This window comes from Kordia sp. SMS9, from assembly GCF_003352465.1.
Classification (GTDB): domain Bacteria; phylum Bacteroidota; class Bacteroidia; order Flavobacteriales; family Flavobacteriaceae; genus Kordia.
The window spans coordinates 2,566,581-2,590,187 of record NZ_CP031153.1; the positions used below are offsets into that span (position 1 = coordinate 2,566,581).

A 23,607-nucleotide genomic window follows, 5' to 3' on the forward strand; every position below is an offset into this window, starting at 1 on the left:
CTAGAGGTCTTCCAATAGCAGCAAATATAAGTTTTTTGAGCTACTTCCATAAGATAAAAAGTCCTTTTCTTCTTTTACTTGAAAATGTTTTATTGTAGTGATATTACTTGGAATATTGGACTTGTATTTGTTCTTGATGCCGCGTAAACCTTCACCAATAGCCGCTTTGAGTTGACTTGTATGTGCAAGGATGACAAAATTATCAGGCAAATCGTTTAGTTTTTTTTCTTTGATTTGATTGGAACAAACTAAAATAGAACCATTGTCAGCAATGAGATACTCACAAGATGATAAGAAGAAACTAGCGTTCATATTGATGCGCGAGAACTTCATGTCGAAATTATCAAAGCGCTCTTGAAGTCGTTCATCAAAACATAAAACCTCTTTTGCTTCCCAGTTATTTTCTGCGAGAATATTTTCTAAACTATCATATACATCGGTAAAGGAATCACAGTATAGAAATTTTCCTCCATTTTTACGAAAATTGATCGTAAAACGCTCATCAATAGGTAGTTCTATTTGAGGCATATATTTTCCACGCTGTGCCTCAGGATTGATATCCTGTTGCGGTTTGGATTTGGAGCCGAAAATTTTCTTGAAAAGACTCATGGAGTCAATTGTAGTTTAGAAATTGTAAAAATTAATGTAAAGATAAAAAATCTCGAACTATACTAAAGATAATTCGAGACTTTTTAAAAATTAATATTTTGTTAATTTACATTTTATTCTTCTGAATCATCAGTTTCGTCAGCTTTTTCAAAAGGTCTTTTACCGAAAATTACCTGTAAATCATCTTTGAAAATAACCTCTTTTTCTAGAAGCAACTCTGCAAGTTTTGTCAACTTATCTTTGTTTTGCTCTAAAATCTGAATCGCACGTTGATACTGATTTTCTATAATTTTAGAAATTTCTTCATCAATCGTTTTTGCAGTTTCCTCGCTGTATGGCTTATTGAAACCACTATCGTTTCCACTTGAATCGTAATAGGTGAGGTTTCCAATTTTTTCATTCAAACCGTATACAGCTACCATCGCACGAGCTTGTTTGGTTACTTTTTCCAAATCGCTCAATGCACCTGTTGAAATTTTATTGAAGATTACTTTCTCCGCAGCACGTCCACCCAATGTAGCACACATTTCGTCTAACATTTGCTCTGTACGCACTAACATACGTTCTTCTGGTAAATACCAAGCTGCTCCAAGTGATTGTCCTCTAGGTACAATCGTAACTTTTACCAATGGTGCAGCGTGTTCTACTAACCAACTCACTGTTGCGTGTCCAGCTTCATGGAAAGCAACCGTTTTCTTTTCTTCTGGTGTAATGATTTTATTTTTCTTCTCCAATCCACCCACAATTCTATCAACAGCATCCAAGAAATCTTGCTTTTCAACCGCTTTCTTTCCTTTTCTAGCGGCAATTAATGCAGCTTCATTACACACATTTGCAATATCTGCTCCAGAGAAACCTGGTGTTTGTTTTGATAAAAAGTCAGTATCTAAGTTATCTGCTTTTTTAAGTGGCTTTAAGTGTACTTCAAAGATTTCTTTACGTTCGCGGATGTCTGGTAAATCTACATAAATCTGTCTGTCAAAACGTCCAGCACGCATCAAAGCTTTGTCTAAAATATCTGCACGGTTGGTTGCTGCCATTACGATGACGTTTGTATTGGTACCAAAACCGTCCATTTCTGTCAACAACTGGTTTAAGGTATTTTCACGTTCATCGTTAGAACCTGTAAAGTTATTTTTTCCACGGGCACGTCCAATCGCATCAATCTCATCAATAAAGATAATTGCAGGCGATTTTTCTTTGGCTTGCTTAAACAAGTCACGCACTCTCGATGCTCCAACTCCCACAAACATTTCTACAAAGTCAGAACCAGAAAGCGAGAAGAAAGGTACTTTTGCTTCTCCCGCAACGGCTTTTGCTAACAATGTTTTTCCTGTTCCTGGAGGTCCAACTAATAAAGCTCCTTTTGGAATTTTTCCACCTAGAGACGTATATTTTTCAGGGTTTTTTAAGAAGTCTACAATTTCTTGAACTTCTTCTTTGGCGCCTTCCAAACCAGCTACATCTTTAAATGATGTTTTCATGTCGGTTTTTTCGTCGAACAATTTTGCTTTCGATTTTCCAATGTTGAAAATCTGTCCACCAGCGCCGCCACCGCCGCCGCCAGACATTCTTCGCATGATAAATATCCAAACTCCGATAATGAGTACAAACGGTAAAATGCTTAGGATAACACTAGAAATAGTATTGTCTTGCTGATCGGAAGCAATCTCAAAGTCTAGACTTTTTTCTGTTTTGACTTCGTTTAAATAGGTTTCAAGATTCCTTAAATCTAAATATTTGATAGAAAAGTCAGGACTATCGCCCATCATAAAAATGCTCGATCTCTTATTGACAATCCCTTTGTAAATATCTTTTTCTTCGGCACCTTGTTTTAAATAAATTCGTGCAATTTTTGAGTTTGTTACTACCTCAATTTTCTCAATATCGTTATAAGGAACAAGTTCTTTAAATTTAGAAAAAGTTACTTTGTCGCCTGCTCCAGAATCGTTTGAGAATACTAAAAAGAGGAGAAAAATTCCAATTAAACCATAAATCCAGTATGGACTGAATTTTGGTTTTTTCGTCATGTTATTGTTGTCTTTTGCCATTAAATCAAAATGTAATTTTTTTAATAATTTGCTTGAATAGAAGTTACTTTGGCATCTCCCCAAAGACCTTCAATGTCATAAAATTCTCTAATGTGTTTTTGGAAAACATGCACTACTACATTAACGTAATCCATAAGAACCCATTCTGCATTTTCTGATCCTTCTACGTGCCAAGGCTTATCTTTTAGTTCTTTGCTAACCATTTTTTGAACAGAACCCACAATGGCATTTACTTGAGTGTTAGAGGTACCATTGCATATAATAAAGTAGTCACAAACTGTGTTGTCTATTTCGCGTAAGTCTAAGATGGTGATATCATTTCCTTTTACTTCTTCAATCCCTTTTATGATGCCTGAAATCAATTGATCAGTGCTTACCTTAGTTTTTGTCATTCAATTATTTATATTTTATACAAAAGTATTACTTTTAAATGTTATTTGTAACTTCTTTGCGATAAGAATATTTAAAGTTTTCCAAACTACAATGAAAATAATCAAACTTGATGCCATTGATTCCACCAATAGGTACTTACGACAGCTTCATTCGCAAGAAAAGCTAATCGATTTTACAATTGTCACTGCTGCAGTTCAAACAGCAGGGAAGGGACAAATGGGCACCAAGTGGAACTCAGAAAAAGGCAAAAACCTTACGTTTAGTGTGTTTAAACAGATTTCTTGTTTGGAAATTGTGGAGCAATTTTACATCAGTATGGCGACTTCTTTGGCAATTTATAAAGCACTAAAGCATTTTCAAATTCCGAAATTAGCAATTAAATGGCCAAACGACATTTTGTCAGAGAATCAAAAGATATGTGGGATTTTGATAGAAAATGTCATACAAAATAGCAAAATGACAGCAGCGATTATCGGAATTGGCTTGAATGTAAATCAGACTAATTTTGATGTCAAGCTGAATGCTTCTTCACTTAAAAAAAGTACGGGAATTCATTTTGATTTGGATGAAGTGTTATTTCACATTGCAGCTGAGTTAAAAAAATATGCCACTTTGATTACAGAACATTCTTTTACAGAACTGAAAACGGAGTATGAATCGTTGTTATTCCGAAAGGATAAACCTTCTACGTTTCAAGATACGAATGGAAACTTATTTATGGGGTTTATAAAAGGCGTTGCCGAAGACGGAAAACTCAATGTATTGCTGGAAGATGAGATTGTAACTGCCTTTGATTTGAAAGAAATTAAATTGATGTATTAGTTTAGACGCGCTTCACTTCGACAGGCTTAGTGTAGGCGCTTTTAGACTCGTCTTTTCCTGTTAGAATTTTAGAAGTGTTTTACTAGTTCTCTTATACCAATTTACATTTAAAATTCAACATTTAGCATTTAAAATTTTTAACAGAAAGCAGCTAAAAACAAAAAAGCCGAATAAAGTTTCCTTCATTCAGCTTTTGTAACCTATTATATTTTTTAAATTATAATTTGCTCATATTTTCAGCAAGTGTATTCACAAATTTTCCAATTGGTCCTTTGATCATCATTGCCATCATTGGATTGAATTTACCTTCAAATACTAACTGCGCTTCACTTTTTCCTGTGCCTGCTTCTTCAATATTTCCAGTCAATGTAAAAGGTAATTTGTCAGATGCAGCTCCTAAAACGACTTTATTTGGAGGCGTACTTTCTTTTAATTTTAAGATAATTTCTGGCATTCCTTTTAAAGCGAATACAAATTTTCCTTCTTCCAACACTTCAAACTTACTAATGCTTTCTGGCATTAATTTTTCAAAATTTTCAACATTCGTCAAAAAATCATACAATTCTTGAGGCGATTTGTCTACGCTTACTTTTGGGCTTTCTATATTCATCTAATTATTATTATTTTTTGGTATGTAATCAATTTGCGTTCCAATTTGCAGGATCTTTTCGCCAATTTTCCAGCGTTTCTAATTCTGAAGCTGTAATATAATTGGTGTCTAACGCTTGCTCTAACAGATTTTCGTAGTTGCTTAATGTGTGTAAATTGACATTCGCATTTTTGAAGTTTTCTTTGGAAATATCAAAATTATACGAGAAAATCGCCACCATTCCTTTTACATTCACTTCTGCAGCATCTAGGGCTTTTACAGCATTTAAACTGCTTTTTCCTGTACTGATCAAATCTTCAACCACCACCACATTTTGTCCTTTTTGAAGAAATCCTTCAATTTGATTTTGACGTCCGTGTTTTTTTGCCTCTGGGCGAACGTATACAAAAGGAACACTTAAATACTCTGCTACCAAAATGCCAATTCCGATAGCGCCTGTAGCCACACCAGCGATCACATCAGGCTTTCCGTATTCTTTTTCAATGTGTTTTGCAAACTGTTCTCTCAAGTAGTTTCGTATTGGTGGAAACGATAGCGTGATGCGGTTATCGCAGTATATTGGCGATTTCCATCCGGAAGCCCACGTAAAAGGTTCTTGTGGTTGTAATTTAATTGCGTTAATTTGCAACAACAATTCGGCAGTCTTTTTAGCTGTATTCTTATCAAAAATCATAATGCAAATGTATAAAGTTTTTATCAATGAAAAGCTCATTATTGTATCAAATGAGGTGCAAAAGAGTGAAATTTCCGACACGTATTTATTGAAAGATGTTGATTTTGAGTGGCTTATAGGAAAATTGAATGCTGGGAAATTAGATAAAGCGATACTTTATCACGATAAAGGTGAAGAATTACTAGAAGTACTATATTCTAGGCTTCCGTTAGTAGAAGCGGCGGGCGGTTTGGTGAAAAATGATCGTCATGAAACCTTGTTTATTTTTAGAAACGGAAAGTGGGATCTGCCGAAAGGCAAAACCGAAAAAGGCGAAAATATGGAAGAAACCGCCATCCGTGAAGTAGAAGAAGAAACAGGTGTTAAAGGATTGACAATTAGCGATTTTTTAATGCAAACCTATCATATTTTCAAGCGAAACGGCGAATATCGCTTAAAGTTGACACATTGGTATGAGATGAAAACTTCGTATGACGGAGAATTATTCCCACAAATAGACGAAGATATTATGAAAGTAGAATGGAAAAGTGAAACAGAAGCTACTGTTGCACTGCAAAATTCGTATGAGAATATAAAGTTGTTGTTTTAATCTAGACGACTTAGACTTGTTAAATTTTTAGATGAATAGACTTTTTTATTTTTGATCTAACAATCTAACGAGCAATTCTAAAAATAGGATAGCGCAAATGTGCTTTTTCGTAGTGATTTGATTTCATGTAAATCCACCGTAATTGTTGTCTGGCACTGTTGGCAAACGTTTCATCAGAAGCTTTCAATTGCTCAAATTCGGCTTTCCAATCAGGATTATTTTGGAGCAATTCTTTGGCTTCGTCTTCAAAAACGTAGGCGGAAAATCCTTCTTTTTGTTGTAAAATGGTATCGAAGAAATTCCAATTAAAAAACGAATCTACCGCTTCAGGCTCTAGTGTTTCTAACAAATACCGAAATGCAGTTTGATTGGTGTTTGCAATGAAGTCACCTTTTCTAAAACCAATTTTTTGTGTTGATTTTGTCACTTCTGTGTTGTAATGCGGATAATGACCTTCATACGGATTGGTATGGGTTTTAAAATCTTTAATATGATAGACTTCAACCTCAACAATTGTATCTTTTTTAATAGTTTCAAATGTAACTTTATTCAATTTTAGCAACTCAATCACGTTGTGCCAACCTTGCGGAATGATGTATGCTTTGGGTACCGTAACTTCTTTGGTCGCCTTAAAATAATTGAAATAGTCAACATCTTTTGTAAACGGTTTGTTCGAATCATATTTTAGACGTTTTTGACCTGTGAGTTCACTTGTTACAAATTCGCCTTCAAAACCTTTAAAATTCAATACAGATTTTTGTTCTCGATCCAATGTCCATTGTACAGGATAGGTTTTCGCATTTACAAAAGAATCATGCGTTTTCTTGCGAATGTTTTTAATGTCTGAATGTTGTTTGGTTTCTATGTTTTCAATCAATGCGTCCATCAATGCATACGTTCCTTCCACGCGTTGTTTGTAGGGTTTTAGCATGTGTGTTTCTACCATTAATCCCAGCGTATTAAACAAGGTTGTGTATCCTGTAGAATAGCGTGGCGAATCCATAAACTGGGAAAATCCACTATCTGGCGTACGTCCAAAAACATTGACGTACGGCGTAATGTCCCACTCATTTTTTAGTAATGTTGCTTCCAAATCGGGCATCATGGTTTCGTGTAAAAAAGTACCAGCTTCATGCCCTAATTTGTTATGTTGTGTAAATAAATGTGTCAATGTGTATTGATAATCGGCACCATTACTCACATGATTGTCCACAAACACATCGGGCTGTACTTTGTGGAAAATTTCAGCAAAAGCTTTGGCATTGCGTGTGTCCGATTTGATAAAATCACGATTCAAATCATAATTTTGGGCATTTCCGCGAAAACCATAGGCTTCTGGGCCATTTTGATTGGCTCTTGTACCCGAATTACGGTTCAAACTTCCGCCCACATTATACACAGGAATTGCGGAAATGACTACATTTTTCGGTGCTTCTTTGGTTCCGTTTGCCAAATCGCGCAAGAGCATCATTGTCGCGTCAATTCCGTCACTTTCTCCTGGATGAATTCCGTTGTTGACTAATAAAACGATTTTTTCTTTACGAATGTTCTCAAAATCAAAATTTCCATCTGGATTATACGTCACTAAATGCAACGGTTTTCCTGAATCTGTGAGTCCCACAGTTTCTATATGAATCTGATCGTACTGTTCAGCTAAATTTTCATAAAAAGCAATCACTTCTGCGTATGTTGGTGTTTGTGTTCCGCCCGATTTCTCAAAAGTCGTCGTAAAATCGTAAGTAGTTTTGGTTTCTTTCTTTTCAGAAGAACAAGCAGAAAATAGTGAAATACAGCAGATGAATAGTAGTTTTTTCATGAAAATGATCTTTAGCGTGTCAAACTTAGGCAAAAAAATAGAAAAATCGGGTTTCGTTCATTAGTTGATCATTTCATAATCTTAAAAACTTGCAAGACAAAATAATAGCTGTATTTTTGCCGCTTCTTATTTTCAAGAGAATCACAATAGTATACCTATGACGGAGTTTATTAGAAAGCGCGCGGCGAATGCCAAAAATGATATTTTGAGTGGATTAACAGTGGCGTTGGCATTAGTGCCAGAAGCGGTTGCGTTTGCCTTTGTGGCAGATGTTCCGCCGATGGTTGGATTGTACGGCGCGTTTATGATGGGATTGATCACGGCTATTTTTGGAGGACGACCAGGCATGATTTCAGGAGCTACAGGCGCGATGGCAGTTGTCATGGTTGCTTTGGTAGCGAAAGGAAACGAACTAGGTCTCGAAACTGGCATTGAAGATCAAGGATTGCTGTTTTTATTCATCACATTGTTAATGGTTGGCGTGATTCAAGCCTTGGCGGGAACGTTTAAACTAGGAAAATTTGTCCGATTGATTCCACATCCAGTCATGATGGGATTTGTAAATGGTTTGGCAATTGTCATTTTTATGTCGCAGCTTGAAATGTTTAAAACAGGAAGTGGCGATAGCAAAGTTTGGCTTGAAGGTTCAGCAATGTGGATTATGCTAGGTTTGGTAGGATTGACGATGTTGATTATGTGGGGATTGCCAAAATTGACCAAGAAATTGCCCGAAGCATTGATCGCTATTATTGTCGTTTCTGCAATTGTAATTTTAGGAAATGTAGATGATGTAGCTACGGTAAAATCGTTTATTGTAGAAGGTAGTAACGGAGAAAGTACAGGATTGAAAGGTGGATTGCCAACGTTTCAAACAGCAATATTTTCTGCGGAATTGTGGTCATTGAAGAATTTACTAATTATGGCGCCGTATGCGTTCATTTTGGCAGCGATCGGATTGATAGAATCACTCATGACGTTAAATTTAGTAGACGAACTCACAGAAACACGCGGAAATAGCAACCGTGAATGTTTGGCACAAGGTGGCGCCAATATCTTAAACGGACTCTTTGGAGGAATGGGCGGTTGTGCGATGATTGGACAATCAATTATAAATATTAAAGGTGGCGGACGCGGACGACTTTCTGGTATAGTTGCAGCTGTGGCACTATTATGCTTTATTCTTTTTGCTTCCGGATTGATAGAACAAGTACCAATTGCGGCATTGGTCGGAGTCATGTTTATGGTTGTGATTGGAACCTTTGCCTGGAGTAGCTTTCGAATTTTAAACAAAATTCCATTAAGTGATGCGATTGTATTAATTGCCGTTTCGTTAATCACCGTTTGGAAAGATTTAGCAGTAGCCGTAATTGCAGGTGTTATTATTTCTGCCTTGGTATTTTCATGGGAAAACGCCAAACGTATTCGTGCGCGCAAAAAAATATTGGACGATGGCACGAAAGTATACGAAATTTTTGGGCCTTTATTTTTTGGAAGCATTCAAGCGTTTAGTAATAAATTTGATATAAAAAATGATCCTGATGTAGTAGTTGTTGATTTTATGGAATCGAGAGTTTCAGATCATTCTGCGTTGGAAGCTATTTTCAATCTGACCAAAAAATACGAAGCCGCTGGAAAACAACTGCGTATCAAGCATTTGAGCGACGACTGTAAAGCCTTGATGATCAAAGCTTCTCCAAAATTGGCCAACGTTATCGAAGACGCTGTAGATGATCCGCGATACTATGTAATGATGGATTTACAGAAATAATATGACGTCAAAAGTGTTAAAAATCAAAAAGCAACGCTAATTTTTGTATCTTTTCAACTGATTTAGCCCACTTACTACACATGACTGCTTTACGAGTATTTTTATTACTTTTCGTCTTTGCAACTGCAATGCGTGGACAAACAGCTCATGTCATTTCTAAAGACAGCATTATTACGTTGCAAAAAGGCGCAAAAGAATTGTTTGCAAAGCGCAAATTTAATGAGGCTATTCGTTACAGTGAACGCGCGTTGAAACATGCTTCTTCCATAAAAAATGACAGTCTTATTGCCGAAGCATATTGTACGTTAGGAATGGTGTATATTCAAATGCAATTCAAAGATCGCGCCATTGAAAATTTCGACAAGGCAATTGTATATTTCACCAAAAAAAATAATACAAAACGCTTGATGCAAATTCACAGCGATATTGGATATTATTTGTTCAAAAATGATCAAGCGGACGCTGCGGAATCACATTTAAAATTAGGATTGGCACTTTCAAAAAATTTTAAAGCAGATATCAGTTCTATAAAACCAAAATACTATATAGGACAGTTGTTTTTAAGCAAAGAAGCCTACGACAAAGCTAAAGATTGCTTTCAAAAAGTGATTGCATATTGTAATGATAATCCAAATTATTTACCGCATCACGATATGCTACAAGGCGCGTATTATTTTAGTGGAAAAGCTTCTTTTTTGCAAGGAAATTTAGACGAAGCTGAGACCTTTTATAAAAACACAATCGCTATTTGTGATGCTTCTCACAAAGAACATTTGGAAGTATTGTCACTAGCCTATCAAGACCTTACTAAAATACATGCAGCGAAAGGGGAAAAAACAGCAGAATTAGAAGCACTTGCCAAACATATAGAAGCTTACGAAAATTTCAGTTTGTACAAAAAGGAAAAACTTCTTTCGGAGATTGTTTTAAAATATGGAATTGACGAATACGAAGATCGTTTGGAAGCCATTGAGGCAGATCAAGAAACGAAAGAATTGTATATTGATAATTTTCAAAGATTGACGACTATTCTCGTCGTTATTTTGGTAATTTTGGTGTTGTTAACAGGCGTTTTCTATTTGAATCAGCGTGCCAGAGTTCGTACAAATGCCTTGTTGAGCGGACAAAACAAACAACTGATAGAAGCGAAAAAACGAATTGAAAATGTGTCTAAAATTCGCACAAACTTCTTCTCATTGATCAGTCACGAATTGCGAACACCTTTGTATGCTATCATTGGAATGACCAATTTGTTATTGTTAGAAAAACCTGAAAAATTTCAAGAAAAATATTTAAAGTCTTTAAAGTTTTCGGGCGAACATTTACTTGCAATTATCAATAATATTCTACAAATGAATAAGGTAGAAGCGAGCAAAACGAAAGCGATAGAAGAGAATGTGGATTTGCGTAAAAATATCAAAAATGTCATTACTTCTGTGAACTTTCTTGTGAAAGAAAACCGCAATATAATTGAAGTAAAAATTGATGAAAATATTCCTTCACAATTATTGGGCGACAGTTTAAAAATTTCACAGATTTTGTTCAATCTATTAGACAATGCGGTTCGTTACAATATGGAAGCCAACATTCGCTTGCGCATCAAACAAGTTGCGGAAACTGCGGAAACCGTGGTGCTGAAATTTTCTGTAAAGGACAATGGCTTGGGCATTCCACAGCAAAAAAAGCATGTTATTTTTGAAAATTTAGAAAAAGGAATCATTCTCACGGAAGATAATGGATATTTGGATTTAGGTTTGGGACTCTCAACGGTAAACAATCTACTGAAAGTACTAAAATCCAAACTGCATTTACGAAGCGTGTTAAACAGAGGTTCTGAATTTTACTTTGAACTAGAACTGAGAAAAGTAGAAATTGCATCAATGGAAGAGGATGTTGAAATTCAACATAAAACCTACAACTTTAAAGATATCAGCGTTTTAATTGTGGACGACAATGCTGTGAATGGATTGTTGACACAGAAAATTCTGGAACGGCAACAGATTCAAACCAAAGTAGTACTGAGTGGTTTTTCGGCGTTGGACATCATAGAAAAACAAAAATTTGATTTGATTTTGATGGACATGTTCATGCCAAAATTGAACGGTTTGGAAACCATTGAAAAAATTCGCGAAAACAACCATGACATTCCTATCATTTTATTAACTGCGATGGAAGTTTCGGATGCGTATGCAAAAGCTGTAAATACAACAATAAGCGGGGTTATTAGCAAGCCGTTTGAACCAGAAATGTTGTATGGTAAAATTGACGATGTAATTCACCAAGCAAGTGAAGAATAAGGATCTTTTACATATCGTCCTTTGTTGGTTGTTTTGTGTTCAATTGAATGCGCAGACGGTTTCTTTTGATAGTATTGAAAAACTGAACCAGGCAGCATTCAAATTTGCCCGTGATTATAAATATGGAAAAGCACTCTCTTACAGTTATATCGCTATACAACATGCTACTGCCAATGAAAATGATACAAACTTAGCTTCTTCATATTACACGTTGGCATCCACCTACCGACGCATGCAATATTTTGGGAAAGCAAAAAAATATTTTCAAAAATCATTGGCTCTTTATCAAGAGTTGAACAAAACGAGTCAGATTTTATTGGTGTATCAAGTTTTGACTCGTATGGCTGAGCAGGAAAAAGAATTTAAAAAGGCTCATGGATATCTTTCAACGGCATACAAACTGGCAAAAACATCTGAAAAAGTAGAAGATATGCTAGTGCTCGATTGGGGAAAAATAGCCTTATTGCAAGCTGAAAAAAGATATGAAGATGTATTGGAATTTGTAAAAGAAGTAGAAACGCGTGTCAAAGCTTCTACGGATAGCAAGTTGTTTTTTACCGCTCGGATTAATTATTTGGAATTTGTAAAAGGAGAAGCTTATTATTATTTGGGCGATTATGAAAATGCGCAAAAATTCTTAGAAAAACATATTTCTAACGAATATGTGCATGTCAATGATTTGGCAACTTCCTACAATCAATTATCCGTAATCTATAAAACGCAAGGAAATATTGAAAAACAGCGAGAAGCAGAATTGAACTATCAAGAAAATCTAAAAAAGAAGTTGAATGACGATCAATTGCGATTGGAAGAAGAATTGCAAACGGAGTACAGTCTGAGCAAAGATCAACTCAAGTTAGATGAATTAGAAGAAAAAAATTATCAAAAAACCATCATTGTCAACCGATTTAAAGTGGTGTTGGTCATTATCATTTTATTGCTGATTGGTTGTATCATTTTGGGAACGCTCATCATAAAGGCAATTTACAAAAAAATAAAAAGTAACAAACTCCTACGTATCAAGTACAACAAGTTAGAAGAAGCAAAGTTAAAAGCGGAAATGACGTCTAAAACGAAGTCAAATTTCTTCTCTATGATGAGTCATGAATTGCGCACACCTTTGTATGCAGTAACAGGAATTACACATTTACTATTGGAAGAAAGTCCAAGACCTTCGCAGCAGCAATATTTAAAATCGTTAAAGTTTTCGGGCGATCATTTATTGTCTTTGGTGAATAATATTTTGCAAGCCAACAAGCTGGAAGATAATACGATTACCATTGGCGAATCTACGTTTAATTTAAAGGCGAATATTGACAATATCATCAAGTCGTTTGATTTGTTGATAAAAGATCGAGAAAACGAACTGAACATTGCGTACGATACGGAAATTCCAGAATTGTTAGTCGGAGATAGTTTGAAAATTTCTCAAATATTGATCAATCTCATTAGTAACGCCATTAAGTTTACCAAAAACGGAACCATTCGTTTGAGTGTGGAAAAAGTAGCAGAAACGGAACAAGATGTGCAACTGCATTTTTGTGTACAAGATACAGGCATCGGAATTCCGAAAGAAAAGCAGGAAAAAGTATTTGAAATGTTCTCTCAAAATCATGATGAGGTCAATCAAGTTTATCAAGGTTCTGGTTTGGGATTGTCTATTGTAAAAAGACTCTTGAAGTTATATGACAGTGAAATACACTTAGAAAGTAAAGTCAATGTTGGGACTACATTTACGTTCAACATTCGCTTCCCAAAAGCGATTGAGAATGTAGACATAACCTCAGAAGTTGATATTGATGATGTAGATTTTAGTCAGTTGAAAATGTTGGTCGTAGATGATAATACCATTAATCAAATGTTGACTAAGAAGATTCTGTCTACCAAACAAATTTCTACGGATATTGTGGCAAGTGGTGCAGAAGCGATTGAAATTGTGAAGAACAATCATTACGATTTGATTTTGATGGACATTCACATGCCAGAAATGGACGGTTACGAAGCAACATCTGCCATTCGAAAATTCAATACAAAAGTGCCCATTATTGCGTTTACCGCAGTTTCTTTGGATGACAGTCTGCCAAAAATCATTAATTCGGGCATGAACGACATGATTATAAAACCGTTTGTAGCCAAACAATTATTTACGTTGATTCAGAAGTATATGTAGTTTTATGCGCTTCACTCCGACAAGCTCAGTGTGAACGCTTTTGGATCGCTTTGCGTGTGTTTTTAGAATTTCTCTTGCGTTACTTCGAGTAAATTTGCTTCGCAAATTTGTATCGAGAAGTACTTTGAAACTCTTTTTTAGTTCATATTTACCTAATACCTAAATTAAACTCTCACCGTATCCGGAACTAACAACGTATAATCTCCATTGTGGTGAATGACTTCACGAACAATTGAAGAAGAAATATAGGAAGTCGTTGCGGAAGTTAATAAGAAAACAGTTTCTATCGGAGCCAAATCGCGGTTTGTGTGTGCAATTGCTTTTTCAAACTCAAAATCAGCAGGATTTCGAAGTCCACGCAAAATAAAATCTACATTATTTTTTTGGCAAAAATCAACCGTCAACCCTTCATACGTTACCACTTTCACATTCGGTTCATCCTTAAAAGAATCTTCAATAAATTTTTTGCGTTGTTCCAAACTAAACATGTATTTCTTTGCAGAATTCACGCCAATCGCCACAATCACTTCATCAAACAATTTGATGCCACGTTTGATAATGTCATAATGTCCTAAAGTGATCGGATCAAAAGATCCTGGGAAAATTGCTCGTTTCATGTTGTAAGGATTGTGATAAAAACAATGACAAGGTACTACTTTTTAGCCAAAGCTAAAGCAACAGCATTGCCAAATAAGGCTTCTAAGGAAATTCCAGCTTCTTTTGCTTGTTGTGGTAAAATACTTTCTTCGGTCATGCCAGGAACTGTATTGACTTCTAACAAATACGGTTCGTCATCCTTAAAAATAAATTCACTTCGCGAAAAGCCTTCCATCTTTAAAATTTCATAAATATTCTTGGCAGCTTTAGACACTTTCTCTGTAAGTTCCTCTGAAATTCGCGCAGGTGTAATTTCTTGTGATTGTCCTAAATACTTCGCTTCGTAATCAAAAAAATCATTTTCTGACACAATTTCTGTAATTGGCAATACCGTAACGTTTCCTTGATACTTAATAACGCCAACCGAAACTTCTACACCATCCAAAAACGATTCAATAATTACTTCGTCGTCTTCTTTAAGCGCAACTTCAATAGCATTTTGTAGTTCGTCAATTTTATGCACTTTGGAAACTCCAAAACTGCTTCCAGCTTTGTTGGCTTTTACAAAACACGGCAATCCTACTTTTGCTACAATTGCTTGTTCGTTTACAGCATCGCCAGCATTCAAATAATAAGAAGTTGCACATTTAATTCCGTAAGGTTTCAATGTAGATAACAAATCACGTTTATTAAAAGTTAAGGCTGCTTGATACATGCCACAACTTGTATGTGGAATGCCTAAAAGTTCCAAATATCCTTGCATATAACCATCTTCTCCAGGTGTTCCATGAATGGCATTAAATACACAATCAAATGTAATTTTGACACCATCAATTGTCACGGAAAAATCGTTTTTGTCAATAGGAAACTCTTGTGCATCTTCGGTAACACAAACCCACTTATTGCGAAAAATATGCACTTTATACGCGTTGTATTTAGTGGAATCTAAATGTTTGTACACAACACTTCCTGTTTTCAACGAAATGGCGTATTCACTAGAATAACCGCCCATAATAATGGCTATATTTTTCTTCATTCTAATAAGAAATAACTCAAATAAACGTTATAAAAACGAAAGTAATTGTATTTGTGGACAAATCAAAGTGGAATATTAGGAATAATAGTGAACTCGTTTAGACTTTTAGGATTTAAGCGAAAATTAGAAATTTTGAGTTCTGTAGAAAGCTTTTTGGAGTTTCATAGCAGCATTAGGAACCTAGAAAAAGGTGAACACAGCACTTAAAAGAGCAATTTTTAGCAAATTAAAAAAGTTTACACGAGTTCAATATGTATATTTGTCCTTTAAAAATGTAGTAGTAATGAATTTTAAAAAGATTCTTGGGGCGATAAAAGCCTTTTTTGACCGATTTCCTATTTTAAAAGTATTTTTCAAACAAATAGGACTTGCCGTTGTAGTAGTGGTGATTTTAGTATTTTTAATTACCAAATGGCTTGATTTTTCTACCAATCACGGAGAATTTAAAACGGTGCCCGATTTAGCCAAACTTTCATCGGAAGAAGCGATAGCGAAATTAGAAGAAAACGATTTAGACTACATTTTGGAAGATACGGTCAATTACAATCCTGATTTTCCTGCGTATTCCATCATTGAACAATATCCTGATGCGGGCGATAAAGTAAAAGAAGGACGTAAAATCTACTTAAAAATCAATCCGTCAAAATATAGAGAAGTAACGATTCCGCATGTAATTCAAATTACTAGAAGAACGGCAGAATCTACCTTAAATGCTGTTGGATTTGAAGTTGAAAAAGTGACCTACAAAGACAATATTGGAAAAGACATGGTTTTAGGATTAAAATACAAAGGCAAAACGGTAGCGCCAAATGACAGACTTCCAAAAATGTCTAAACTCGAATTGATTTTAGGAAACGGAAAACGTCCGGGTTCTAGTAGTACTGATGAAAACGACAATGATGCAGGAGAATAATTTTCCACAACCACAAGAAGAAACGGACGATTTATACGAACACTATTCATTTACCGCCGAAAAAGGGCAGCAGCCTTTGCGTGTGGATAAATATTTGATGAATTTTATTGAAGGTGCTACCCGAAATAAAATTCAACAAGCGGCGAAAGATGGCAATATTTATGTGAACGACAAACCTGTAAAATCCAATTACAAAGTCAAAGGAAACGACGTAATTAAAGTATTATTCGCGTATCCACCATACGAAAATTTGTTGGTAGGCGAAGACATTCCAATTGATGTCGTATATGAAGATGACGATTTGCTGGTTGTCAATAAACCCGCGGGAATGGTGGTGCATCCTGGACACGGAAACTATTCAGGAACCTTGATCAACGCGTTGATTTATCACTTTGATAATTTGCCAAAAAATTCTAACGAGCGTCCAGGTTTGGTACACCGAATTGACAAAGATACTAGCGGATTGTTGGTCGTTGCTAAAACCGAAGAAGCGATGACACATTTATCGAAACAATTTTTTGATAAAACTTCAGAGCGAATTTATTACGCGTTAGTTTGGGGAAATGTGGAAGAAGATGAAGGCACGGTGGAAGGCAATATTGGACGTCATCCAAAAAATAGATTGCAAAACACCGTATATACAGGAGAAGACGCCGATAAAGGAAAACCTGCAGTTACGCATTACAAAGTCTTAGAGCGTTTCGGATATGTTACCTTGGTTTCTTGCCAGTTAGAAACAGGTCGTACACACCAAATTCGTGTACACATGAAGCATATTGGTCACACGTTATTCAATGACGAACGTTATGGCGGTGAACGCATTTTAAAAGGAACAACTTTTACAAAATACAAGCAATTTGTAGACAACTGCTTCAAGATTTTACCGCGACAAGCCTTGCACGCCAAAACCTTAGGATTCATTCATCCAAGAACAGGAGAAAAGATGAGTTTCAATTCAGAAGTGCCCAACGACATCAGTGAATGTATTGAAAAATGGCGCAACTATTCCAAGCATGTGGATATGTAGATTTTACTAGGAGTGAGATGTTAGTATTGAGAATTGAGTATTGAGAAATCAACAAAAAGGCAAATCAACAAAAAACCTACTTCTTCACGTCAAACAACAATGATTTCTTTTTCACATTAAGTTCAACTTGCGTGTATTTTTTCTTTTTGATAAAGTTCAAATCTTTCTTGCTAACTTCTACACTAATTTGTGTCAACCAACGATTGAAAAGATCCGAAAAATCTGATTTTAACTCTTTACTGTCTGAAGTTAGCGTTAATTCATTTTCGCCTAAGAATTTTAATGTAGCACCTTTAAACGTCTTGATTTTAGTAGTATCTAAAACGATTAATTCCATAAACATATAACCGTTCAATTCTTGAATTCCTGCCCAAATTCCGCCAGTTTCAGAAATCGCGATTTGTTCGCCAGGAATTTGTTTCGTTTGTTCAGCAGTCAACGGTTCAGTATACGCACGTTTAGTTGCTTTTGAACTTCCCATTTGGGCCAACACTTTATCAACGGATTTCATTAATTTCATCACACTTATTTTTAGCGTTGCAAGATAGTGTTTTTTATGAAGTTATGATGGGAAGTTAAGGAGTTTATAGGTTTAGGAGTTTAATGGTTTATGAGTTTCAGTTTGAAAAGTAAATTAACAAATAATGAACAAGAAATTACAGCCTCAACAGTTTCTCCAAAATGTGGAGGTGTAACTTTTCACTTCTCAATTCAATAGTTAGAAGCTCATTTTCGACTTTAATAATATAAATTTCTTTTGAAGCAAAAAGCGATTGTAAAACGTCTAATAGTTCCATAAAGAATTTTAGCTGTGCTCCATCAGTTTTTAGAACATAGCCTGAGTAATTGTCTAAAGTTACATATGAAGGTCTCATGGAGTCTAACATTTTTTTCCTTCGAATAAAAAAAAGAGTATTCTTCAATCGTATATCTTTGAGTGTCCATTTGGCAAGCGTTAAAAGATTTTGAGATTTTGATGAGAACCAAATACTAATTGATCCAGAATATACAGATCGTTTGTACTGTAAACTCCATGCTTTAGGTGTTTTAATTTTGCCATAAATATTGTAACTCCATGCATTAAAATTCCCTTTGACCAAACCATTTTTTGTTGCTATAAAGTTTTCAAACTCTTGACAGATTTTTTTGTTTTCTTTATAAAATGGTGAATTATGTTCGTCTTTAAGTGCGTTAGATTTGATTTTCATATACCAATTAGTGAATGAAAGCCTAGTTTCGTTACGCAAAACAGGCTGGAAGTTTAGGAGTTTACGTTTCTAACAAAAAATAAAGCTAAATTTTAAATATTTTTCATCTAACATCTGAAGCACGTAATTTTAACCATCATAAAAAACTCTTATTTTCATATAAAGGATAACTTTTTGAAAACCTGTTTTTTATCTTTATAAAACTGTAATTTTATACCATGCAAATTAGCGAGTTAACTCTTTTTACGACAAATTTAGAAGCGCAACAACACTTTTATACCAACGTGTTGGAGTTGCCTTTAGTTTCCGCTTTCGCGGGAACGTTTACAGTCAAAGTTGGAGTTTCTACAGTAACTTTTGTAAAATCAGAACGTATACATCCTGCGCATTTTGCGATCAATATTTCTTCGTATAAAATTAAACAAGCGCTTAAATGGATTCAAAAGCGAACTGATATTTTGCTATGCGATGGCAAACCCATTGCTGATTTTTCAAACTGGAATGCAGATGCATTGTATTTTTATGACAAAGACAAAAACATTGTGGAGTTCATTGCGCGCAGAGATTTAGACGTAATCAATACGCATCCGTTTTCTACTGCTGATATTTTAAATATTAGTGAAATCGCAATCGTTTCAGACGATAATGAAGCCATCTATCATCAAATTAATGTCATGCGTCCTATTGAAATATATGATGGAAGTTTTGATCGTTTTTGCGTTTTAGGAAATGCGGAAGGCTTGTTCATTCTTGTAAATAATACCAAGAAAAAATGGTATCCGACACAAGAAGATGCTTTTCCTGCTGATTTTCATATCAAAGGTGATTATAATTTTGCGTTTATAAACGGAAAAATAGTCACAGAAAAAGTGTAATTTTAACATTCAAAAAAGAAAAAGAAGATTTATGAAGATTGTAATCTCTCCTGCAAAGTCACTTGATTTAGAAAGTAGCATTCCAACAGCAAAATATACGGAAGCTTGTTTTTTAAAAGAAGCTGAGCGATTGAATAAGGTGTTGAAGAAGAAATCGCGTAAGCAATTATCAAAACTGATGAATATTTCGGATGCTTTGGCAGATTTGAATTATCAGCGAAATCAAGAATGGGCATTGCCCTTTACCACCGAAAATGCACGTCCGAGTATTTATACTTTTAGTGGACAAGTTTTTCAAGGATTGGACGCGTTTTCACTTCCTTCAGCTAAAATTGATACGCTTCAAAGTACCTTACGAATTCTTTCAGGACAATACGGATTGTTGAAACCGTTGGATTTAATGCAACCGTATCGCTTAGAAATGGGCACAAGATTGCCTGTTGGGAAGAATAAAAATCTATACGAATTCTGGAAAAAGAAAGTCACCTCACAATTGAATGAAGAACTAGCAGATGACGAATTATTTGTAAACTTAGCCAGCAACGAATACTATAAAGCTGTAGATGCAAAAGTGTTGAAAGTTCCAGTAATTACGCCCGTTTTTAAAGATTTCAAAAATGGCGAATACAAAACCATCATGACCTATGCAAAATTAGCTAGAGGATATATGACACGCTACATTATTGAAAAAAACGCACAAACGATTGACGATTTAAAAGGGTTTAATTATGAAGGCTACGGTTTTAGTGAAGAACTTTCAAGCGGAAACGAATTAGTGTTTACACGATAAATAATGATCCGATTTTATACACCTGTTCTACTATTACAAGTATTTTGCATGTATCATGCATACAAAAATAAAAAGGACAATTTTTGGTACTATTTGATCATGATTCTTCCATTAGTTGGCGCTTTAATTTATCTTTTCTCACAAGTATTCAACAAAAGAGACTTAGAAAAAGTAACTGAAGAAATTGCGACGGTAATCATTCCTTCCAAAAAAGTAAAAGATGCCGAAAGACAATTGGCTTTTGCTGACACATTTCAAAACAGAGTGGCATTGGCGGATGCCTATTTTGAAAATGACGACTATGAGAATGCAAGTTTGCATTATGAAGCAGCTTTGAAAGGAAATTTTCAAAAAGATTTCTATGTCATTTCCCAGATGATTCAAACCATGAGTCAATCACAAAACTATGAAGAAGTGATCCGGTTGGCAGAAGAAATTAAAGATAATTTTGAATTTAAAAACTCAAAATCACAGTTTGTTTATGGACTTGCTTTAGATAAATTGGGTAGGATAGAAGAAGCCGAAGAAAATCTTAAAAACATCGATCAACGCTACTCCAATTATGCAGAACGCTATACGTTGGCGAAGTTTTATCATAAGAATGGAAACATTGCGAAAACCATTGAAATATTGGATGATATTATTACGGAGTCGCAACACATGTCGTCACACAATCGCAGAACCTATCGTCAAGTGGTTATCAATGTTATAAAATTTCGAGAAGAACTCGATACGCTATAATTGTATGTTTTTTCACAAACATCCATACGCGCCTTTTATTCATGAAGATACCGAGAAATTAATCGTTGGAACTTTGCCGCCACCGCGATTTTCCACTGGCGAGTTGCTTGAGAAAGACGTCGATTTCTGTTATGGAAGTTATTACAATTCGCTTTGGTTATTTATTGATAAAATCTACAATTTAAAATTACGCTACGACAATTCGCAAGAAGCCATTACGCAACGAAAGCAATTTTTAATCACACATAAAATTGGGGTTTGTGACATTGTTGACAGTTGTGAGCGACAAAAAATTGATGCTTCCGATTTGGGCATGCAACACATACAATTGCGTGATCTCATTGGCTATTTGCAAAAATATCCAAGCGTTCATACCATTTTATTCACAGGTGGAAACTCTAAAAACGGACCAGAATATTTCTTTCGAAGACACATCAAATCGTATAACTTGAAACTAGAAGTCGTTTCGGACAACGTTCCAAGAATTCATCAATTTGATTTGAGTTTGGCTCAAAAAGTACATTCTACTGAACTTGATTCAGCGTCAAAAAAAGAAATGTCATATCGAGCCGAATCGAGATACATCAAAACCGTTTCCTTAACCTCATCTTCTGGCGCTGCCAATCGTGCCATTGGAAGCATTCCGTTGTACAAAAAACTCAAAAAAGAAAACCCAAAATTCACTACGTTTGACTTTCGCGTGTTGCAGTATCGGGCGTTTTTTTAAGGTTTTAGTTTTGACTTTACATGTTTTTCTAACTTTCCTTTTTTCTGTAACTTCTTATAACGTTCTATCGGCTTTATTTTACCTGTAGTTTTTTTATTTGCTTCATAAAAAGTAAGTACACTTTCAATCCCACGAACATTTCCCAGTAAGCTGTTTTTATAATCTTTATTCTCGATACAATACGAAGCCCATCCTGCAAGATAAATCATAAACGATTCAGGAGATTCTTCTAAAAATGTAACAATATCTATATTAATGTCAAAAGTGATACTTGGTGTTCCTTCAAACCATTTCAGTAGAAATGCACTCACCTCTTTACGTTTCGTAATTTGAGAGTTAATAGGTGTTTCTATAAGCCATTTGGTAGCTGCAACAACATCTTTTTCGTATTTAACATAGTCTTCTGCTTTTTTTAGCTTGTAATCTGGAACTTCAAATTCTTGTGCTTGAGTCGTCACAAAAGTGCATAGTACTAAAGCGAGGGTACATAATTTTCTAATCATACTAAAAGTTTTAATGTAGTGTAATATAAAAACTATCTCATTAAAAAAGTAAAAGAGAGCTTTAATTTTTACACTAAAGCTCTCTTTACAATTATCATCGGTTTCCTTTTTCAAAAGGAGGTTTCCAATTCTTAGTTTTCATAATGGTTTTGACTTCTTCGTACGATAACGGATAAAAGTTGTGACAATCAACACCGATATCAAACGATAAAGAAGTATCAATATCAACTAAAGTTCCGTGTGAATGTCCATACAAATGATACGTTCCCCAGTGAGATGCATTCCATTCGCGCAACGCATAATGAAATAATACAATTAGTTGCTCACCACGTTCAAACTCGTCGTCTTTTACAACCAACTCATAATAGTCTTTAATCCATTCAAAACGAGTGTGACACGCTTGCGCAGATTTTTCGTGGTTTCCATTAATCAAATAGATTTTACCATTCAATCTATCTAAAATCTTTCTTAATTTCCCTGAAGAAGCCAATCCCACGTCACCTAAGTGATACACTTCGTCTTCGGGTTTTATTTTTTCATTCTATCGTTGGATCAATGCTTCATCCATTTCATCAACATCAGCAAACGGACGTTCAGAAAATTTAAGAATGTTTTTATGTCCAAAGTGATGATCTGAAGTAAAAAATATAGTACTCATTTTTTTAATTTTTAATTCAATGATATTTTTTAAACTTCGGTTTTAATTGAAATCGAAATTTCAACTTTGGACGCATCAAATTACATCTTTCTAGTTTTAAAAGTGTTCATGATTTTTAATTTTAAGAAGCAAGCGTAGTAAAAACAATCCGCCGAATTTTGCCTTTTTGCTTTTCTAATTTTGGGAAATTAAAAAAATAAGGCGTTACCAATTTATTTTTACGCCAATTTCATCAATATCATCATTAAATTCTGCTTTCGGATCTGGCCCATATTGATTCGGTCCGTATTGTCCTTCTGTACAAAGTAATACCAACAACCAAATTCCGCCAATTAATGGAATGAAAGCAACGAGAAGCATCCAACCACTATTTCCTGTGTCGTGTAATCTACGTACTAAAACCGCCAAATTTGGAATAAATACATACAAAGCATACGCTAACATTACTAATCCAGGAATGTAAATGAGAAACGGGGAAATGGCACCAAAGATTCCGATGGCTACACCAAATCCAATTTGAATGATAAGATTAAACAAAATAAACATCCAGTATTCTTTACGTCTTGCTCTGCCTTCAAAGTTTGAAAAATTATCACGTACCACTTTTAGAAACCATTCCATCTTTATAATTTTTATTAGTTTTAGAATTCAAATATAAAAACTGTACGAATATGAATCATAAAAAAACTCTAAAATCTACTTTTTAGAGGTTTTATTTGTATCATCGGTTTCCT

24 protein-coding genes are annotated in these 23,607 nt (G+C 35.0%); 11 read left to right on the forward strand and 13 right to left on the reverse strand.

Features of this window, described 5'->3' with window-relative positions; all coding sequences use genetic code 11:
• From KORDIASMS9_RS11155 to rsfS, 3 genes are all read right to left on the reverse strand, one after another.
• Nucleotides 1-609, reverse strand: coding sequence for an LUD domain-containing protein (locus KORDIASMS9_RS11155; protein ID WP_114902922.1), 609 nt, complete (start codon nt 607-609; stop codon nt 1-3).
• Between the two features lie 113 nt (nt 610-722).
• Nucleotides 723-2,660 (reverse strand): ATP-dependent zinc metalloprotease FtsH, encoded by a 1,938-nt coding sequence (gene ftsH, locus KORDIASMS9_RS11160; protein WP_114902923.1) that lies wholly within the window; start codon nt 2,658-2,660, stop codon nt 723-725.
• Nucleotides 2,661-2,680: 20 nt separating this feature from the next.
• Complete coding sequence (rsfS, locus tag KORDIASMS9_RS11165; protein ID WP_114902924.1) at nt 2,681-3,052, reverse strand: ribosome silencing factor; 372 nt, start codon at nt 3,050-3,052, stop codon at nt 2,681-2,683.
• Nucleotides 3,053-3,143: 91 nt separating this feature from the next.
• On the opposite strand from rsfS, the gene KORDIASMS9_RS11170 reads away from it, so the two are divergent.
• Nucleotides 3,144-3,875 carry a biotin--[acetyl-CoA-carboxylase] ligase gene (locus KORDIASMS9_RS11170; RefSeq protein WP_114902925.1) on the forward strand — a complete coding sequence of 244 codons (732 nt, stop codon included), beginning with the start codon at nt 3,144-3,146 and terminating at the stop codon, nt 3,873-3,875.
• Between the two features lie 217 nt (nt 3,876-4,092).
• On the opposite strand, the gene KORDIASMS9_RS11175 is transcribed toward KORDIASMS9_RS11170, so the two are convergent.
• Nucleotides 4,093-4,485, reverse strand: a complete 393-nt coding sequence (locus KORDIASMS9_RS11175) for an SRPBCC family protein (protein ID WP_114902926.1) — start codon at nt 4,483-4,485, stop codon at nt 4,093-4,095.
• Between the two features lie 28 nt (nt 4,486-4,513).
• Nucleotides 4,514-5,158: an orotate phosphoribosyltransferase gene (gene pyrE / locus KORDIASMS9_RS11180; protein ID WP_114902927.1), complete on the reverse strand. Its 645-nt coding sequence runs from the start codon at nt 5,156-5,158 to the stop codon at nt 4,514-4,516.
• A gap of 7 nt (nt 5,159-5,165) precedes the next feature.
• Here pyrE and KORDIASMS9_RS11185 point away from each other — a divergent pair, with 7 nt between their 5' ends.
• Entirely contained in the window at nt 5,166-5,747 is a 582-nt protein-coding gene (locus KORDIASMS9_RS11185) for an NUDIX hydrolase (protein ID WP_205318055.1), read from the forward strand.
• A gap of 64 nt (nt 5,748-5,811) precedes the next feature.
• Here the strand turns inward: KORDIASMS9_RS11185 and KORDIASMS9_RS11190 are convergent, their stop codons facing one another.
• Nucleotides 5,812-7,563 carry a M14 family metallopeptidase gene (locus KORDIASMS9_RS11190; protein WP_114902929.1) on the reverse strand — a complete coding sequence of 584 codons (1,752 nt, stop codon included), beginning with the start codon at nt 7,561-7,563 and terminating at the stop codon, nt 5,812-5,814.
• A 157-nt stretch (nt 7,564-7,720) separates the two neighbouring features.
• On the opposite strand from KORDIASMS9_RS11190, the gene KORDIASMS9_RS11195 reads away from it, so the two are divergent.
• The 3 genes from KORDIASMS9_RS11195 to KORDIASMS9_RS11205 all read left to right on the forward strand — a co-directional run bounded on the left by KORDIASMS9_RS11195 (nt 7,721) and on the right by KORDIASMS9_RS11205 (nt 13,798).
• The gene (locus KORDIASMS9_RS11195; protein ID WP_114902930.1) at nt 7,721-9,331 is read left to right on the forward strand and encodes a SulP family inorganic anion transporter; all 1,611 of its coding nucleotides are present in this window, start codon (nt 7,721-7,723) and stop codon (nt 9,329-9,331) included.
• A gap of 80 nt (nt 9,332-9,411) precedes the next feature.
• Nucleotides 9,412-11,628 (forward strand): response regulator, encoded by a 2,217-nt coding sequence (locus tag KORDIASMS9_RS11200; RefSeq protein ID WP_114902931.1) that lies wholly within the window; start codon nt 9,412-9,414, stop codon nt 11,626-11,628.
• A complete protein-coding gene (locus KORDIASMS9_RS11205) occupies nt 11,618-13,798 on the forward strand; it encodes an ATP-binding protein (RefSeq protein ID WP_114902932.1) in 2,181 nt (726 codons plus the stop codon). The genes KORDIASMS9_RS11200 and KORDIASMS9_RS11205 overlap by 11 nt, the downstream gene beginning before the upstream one ends.
• Before the next feature lie 164 nt (nt 13,799-13,962).
• Here the strand turns inward: KORDIASMS9_RS11205 and coaD are convergent, their stop codons facing one another.
• Nucleotides 13,963-14,415, reverse strand: coding sequence for a pantetheine-phosphate adenylyltransferase (gene coaD / locus KORDIASMS9_RS11210; RefSeq protein WP_114902933.1), 453 nt, complete (start codon nt 14,413-14,415; stop codon nt 13,963-13,965).
• 35 nt (nt 14,416-14,450) lie between these two features.
• A complete protein-coding gene (locus KORDIASMS9_RS11215) occupies nt 14,451-15,431 on the reverse strand; it encodes a D-alanine--D-alanine ligase (RefSeq protein ID WP_114902934.1) in 981 nt (326 codons plus the stop codon).
• Nucleotides 15,432-15,714: 283 nt separating this feature from the next.
• Between KORDIASMS9_RS11215 and KORDIASMS9_RS11220 the strand changes: the two genes are divergently transcribed.
• Both KORDIASMS9_RS11220 and KORDIASMS9_RS11225 read left to right on the forward strand, forming a co-directional pair.
• Entirely contained in the window at nt 15,715-16,344 is a 630-nt protein-coding gene (locus KORDIASMS9_RS11220) for a PASTA domain-containing protein (RefSeq protein ID WP_114905217.1), read from the forward strand.
• Nucleotides 16,316-17,371, forward strand: coding sequence for an RluA family pseudouridine synthase (locus tag KORDIASMS9_RS11225; RefSeq protein WP_240321176.1), 1,056 nt, complete (start codon nt 16,316-16,318; stop codon nt 17,369-17,371). Before KORDIASMS9_RS11220 ends, KORDIASMS9_RS11225 begins: the two co-directional genes overlap by 29 nt.
• A 76-nt stretch (nt 17,372-17,447) precedes the next feature.
• On the opposite strand, the gene KORDIASMS9_RS11230 is transcribed toward KORDIASMS9_RS11225, so the two are convergent.
• Both KORDIASMS9_RS11230 and KORDIASMS9_RS11235 read right to left on the reverse strand, forming a co-directional pair.
• Nucleotides 17,448-17,891 (reverse strand): hypothetical protein, encoded by a 444-nt coding sequence (locus tag KORDIASMS9_RS11230; RefSeq protein WP_162819892.1) that lies wholly within the window; start codon nt 17,889-17,891, stop codon nt 17,448-17,450.
• A 136-nt stretch (nt 17,892-18,027) separates the two neighbouring features.
• The gene (locus tag KORDIASMS9_RS11235) at nt 18,028-18,579 is read right to left on the reverse strand and encodes a hypothetical protein (RefSeq protein ID WP_114902936.1); all 552 of its coding nucleotides are present in this window, start codon (nt 18,577-18,579) and stop codon (nt 18,028-18,030) included.
• A 218-nt stretch (nt 18,580-18,797) separates the two neighbouring features.
• On the opposite strand from KORDIASMS9_RS11235, the gene KORDIASMS9_RS11240 reads away from it, so the two are divergent.
• The 4 genes from KORDIASMS9_RS11240 (at nt 18,798) to KORDIASMS9_RS11255 (ending at nt 21,712) form a co-directional block, all read left to right on the forward strand.
• Nucleotides 18,798-19,454 (forward strand): VOC family protein, encoded by a 657-nt coding sequence (locus KORDIASMS9_RS11240; RefSeq protein WP_114902937.1) that lies wholly within the window; start codon nt 18,798-18,800, stop codon nt 19,452-19,454.
• 31 nt (nt 19,455-19,485) lie between these two features.
• On the forward strand, nt 19,486-20,244 hold the full coding sequence (gene yaaA / locus KORDIASMS9_RS11245; RefSeq protein WP_114902938.1) for a peroxide stress protein YaaA: 759 nt from the start codon (nt 19,486-19,488) through the stop codon (nt 20,242-20,244).
• 99 nt (nt 20,245-20,343) lie between these two features.
• Nucleotides 20,344-20,985: a hypothetical protein gene (locus KORDIASMS9_RS11250; protein ID WP_205318056.1), complete on the forward strand. Its 642-nt coding sequence runs from the start codon at nt 20,344-20,346 to the stop codon at nt 20,983-20,985.
• A 4-nt stretch (nt 20,986-20,989) separates the two neighbouring features.
• Nucleotides 20,990-21,712, forward strand: coding sequence for a uracil-DNA glycosylase family protein (locus KORDIASMS9_RS11255; RefSeq protein ID WP_114902940.1), 723 nt, complete (start codon nt 20,990-20,992; stop codon nt 21,710-21,712).
• Here KORDIASMS9_RS11255 and KORDIASMS9_RS11260 read toward each other — a convergent pair.
• The 3 genes from KORDIASMS9_RS11260 to KORDIASMS9_RS11270 form a co-directional block, all read right to left on the reverse strand.
• Entirely contained in the window at nt 21,709-22,215 is a 507-nt protein-coding gene (locus tag KORDIASMS9_RS11260) for a hypothetical protein (RefSeq protein WP_162819894.1), read from the reverse strand. The genes KORDIASMS9_RS11255 and KORDIASMS9_RS11260 overlap by 4 nt on opposite strands.
• Nucleotides 22,216-22,309: 94 nt before the next feature.
• Complete coding sequence (locus KORDIASMS9_RS11265) at nt 22,310-22,729, reverse strand: phosphoesterase (RefSeq protein WP_240321177.1); 420 nt, start codon at nt 22,727-22,729, stop codon at nt 22,310-22,312.
• A 348-nt stretch (nt 22,730-23,077) separates the two neighbouring features.
• The gene (locus tag KORDIASMS9_RS11270; RefSeq protein WP_114902942.1) at nt 23,078-23,494 is read right to left on the reverse strand and encodes a DUF805 domain-containing protein; all 417 of its coding nucleotides are present in this window, start codon (nt 23,492-23,494) and stop codon (nt 23,078-23,080) included.
• Nucleotides 23,495-23,607: the final 113 nt, after the last annotated feature.

Excerpts from the sequence above, each read along its gene's own strand:
- KORDIASMS9_RS11155 (WP_114902922.1), bottom strand. The coding sequence starts at position 609 with ATGAGTCTTTTCAAGAAAATTTTCGGCTCCAAATCCAAACCGCAACAG.
- ftsH (WP_114902923.1), bottom strand. The coding sequence starts at position 2,660 with ATGGCAAAAGACAACAATAACATGACGAAAAAACCAAAATTCAGTCCA.
- rsfS (WP_114902924.1), bottom strand. The coding sequence starts at position 3,052 with ATGACAAAAACTAAGGTAAGCACTGATCAATTGATTTCAGGCATCATA.
- KORDIASMS9_RS11170 (WP_114902925.1), top strand. The coding sequence starts at position 3,144 with ATGAAAATAATCAAACTTGATGCCATTGATTCCACCAATAGGTACTTA.
- KORDIASMS9_RS11175 (WP_114902926.1), bottom strand. The coding sequence starts at position 4,485 with ATGAATATAGAAAGCCCAAAAGTAAGCGTAGACAAATCGCCTCAAGAA.
- pyrE (WP_114902927.1), bottom strand. The coding sequence starts at position 5,158 with ATGATTTTTGATAAGAATACAGCTAAAAAGACTGCCGAATTGTTGTTG.
- KORDIASMS9_RS11185 (WP_205318055.1), top strand. The coding sequence starts at position 5,166 with ATGTATAAAGTTTTTATCAATGAAAAGCTCATTATTGTATCAAATGAG.
- KORDIASMS9_RS11190 (WP_114902929.1), bottom strand. The coding sequence starts at position 7,563 with ATGAAAAAACTACTATTCATCTGCTGTATTTCACTATTTTCTGCTTGT.
- KORDIASMS9_RS11195 (WP_114902930.1), top strand. The coding sequence starts at position 7,721 with ATGACGGAGTTTATTAGAAAGCGCGCGGCGAATGCCAAAAATGATATT.
- KORDIASMS9_RS11200 (WP_114902931.1), top strand. The coding sequence starts at position 9,412 with ATGACTGCTTTACGAGTATTTTTATTACTTTTCGTCTTTGCAACTGCA.
- coaD (WP_114902933.1), bottom strand. The coding sequence starts at position 14,415 with ATGAAACGAGCAATTTTCCCAGGATCTTTTGATCCGATCACTTTAGGA.
- KORDIASMS9_RS11215 (WP_114902934.1), bottom strand. The coding sequence starts at position 15,431 with ATGAAGAAAAATATAGCCATTATTATGGGCGGTTATTCTAGTGAATAC.
- KORDIASMS9_RS11220 (WP_114905217.1), top strand. The coding sequence starts at position 15,715 with ATGAATTTTAAAAAGATTCTTGGGGCGATAAAAGCCTTTTTTGACCGA.
- KORDIASMS9_RS11225 (WP_240321176.1), top strand. The coding sequence starts at position 16,316 with ATGAAAACGACAATGATGCAGGAGAATAATTTTCCACAACCACAAGAA.
- KORDIASMS9_RS11230 (WP_162819892.1), bottom strand. The coding sequence starts at position 17,891 with ATGAAATTAATGAAATCCGTTGATAAAGTGTTGGCCCAAATGGGAAGT.
- KORDIASMS9_RS11235 (WP_114902936.1), bottom strand. The coding sequence starts at position 18,579 with ATGAAAATCAAATCTAACGCACTTAAAGACGAACATAATTCACCATTT.
- KORDIASMS9_RS11240 (WP_114902937.1), top strand. The coding sequence starts at position 18,798 with ATGCAAATTAGCGAGTTAACTCTTTTTACGACAAATTTAGAAGCGCAA.
- yaaA (WP_114902938.1), top strand. The coding sequence starts at position 19,486 with ATGAAGATTGTAATCTCTCCTGCAAAGTCACTTGATTTAGAAAGTAGC.
- KORDIASMS9_RS11250 (WP_205318056.1), top strand. The coding sequence starts at position 20,344 with ATGATTCTTCCATTAGTTGGCGCTTTAATTTATCTTTTCTCACAAGTA.
- KORDIASMS9_RS11255 (WP_114902940.1), top strand. The coding sequence starts at position 20,990 with ATGTTTTTTCACAAACATCCATACGCGCCTTTTATTCATGAAGATACC.
- KORDIASMS9_RS11260 (WP_162819894.1), bottom strand. The coding sequence starts at position 22,215 with ATGATTAGAAAATTATGTACCCTCGCTTTAGTACTATGCACTTTTGTG.
- KORDIASMS9_RS11270 (WP_114902942.1), bottom strand. The coding sequence starts at position 23,494 with ATGGAATGGTTTCTAAAAGTGGTACGTGATAATTTTTCAAACTTTGAA.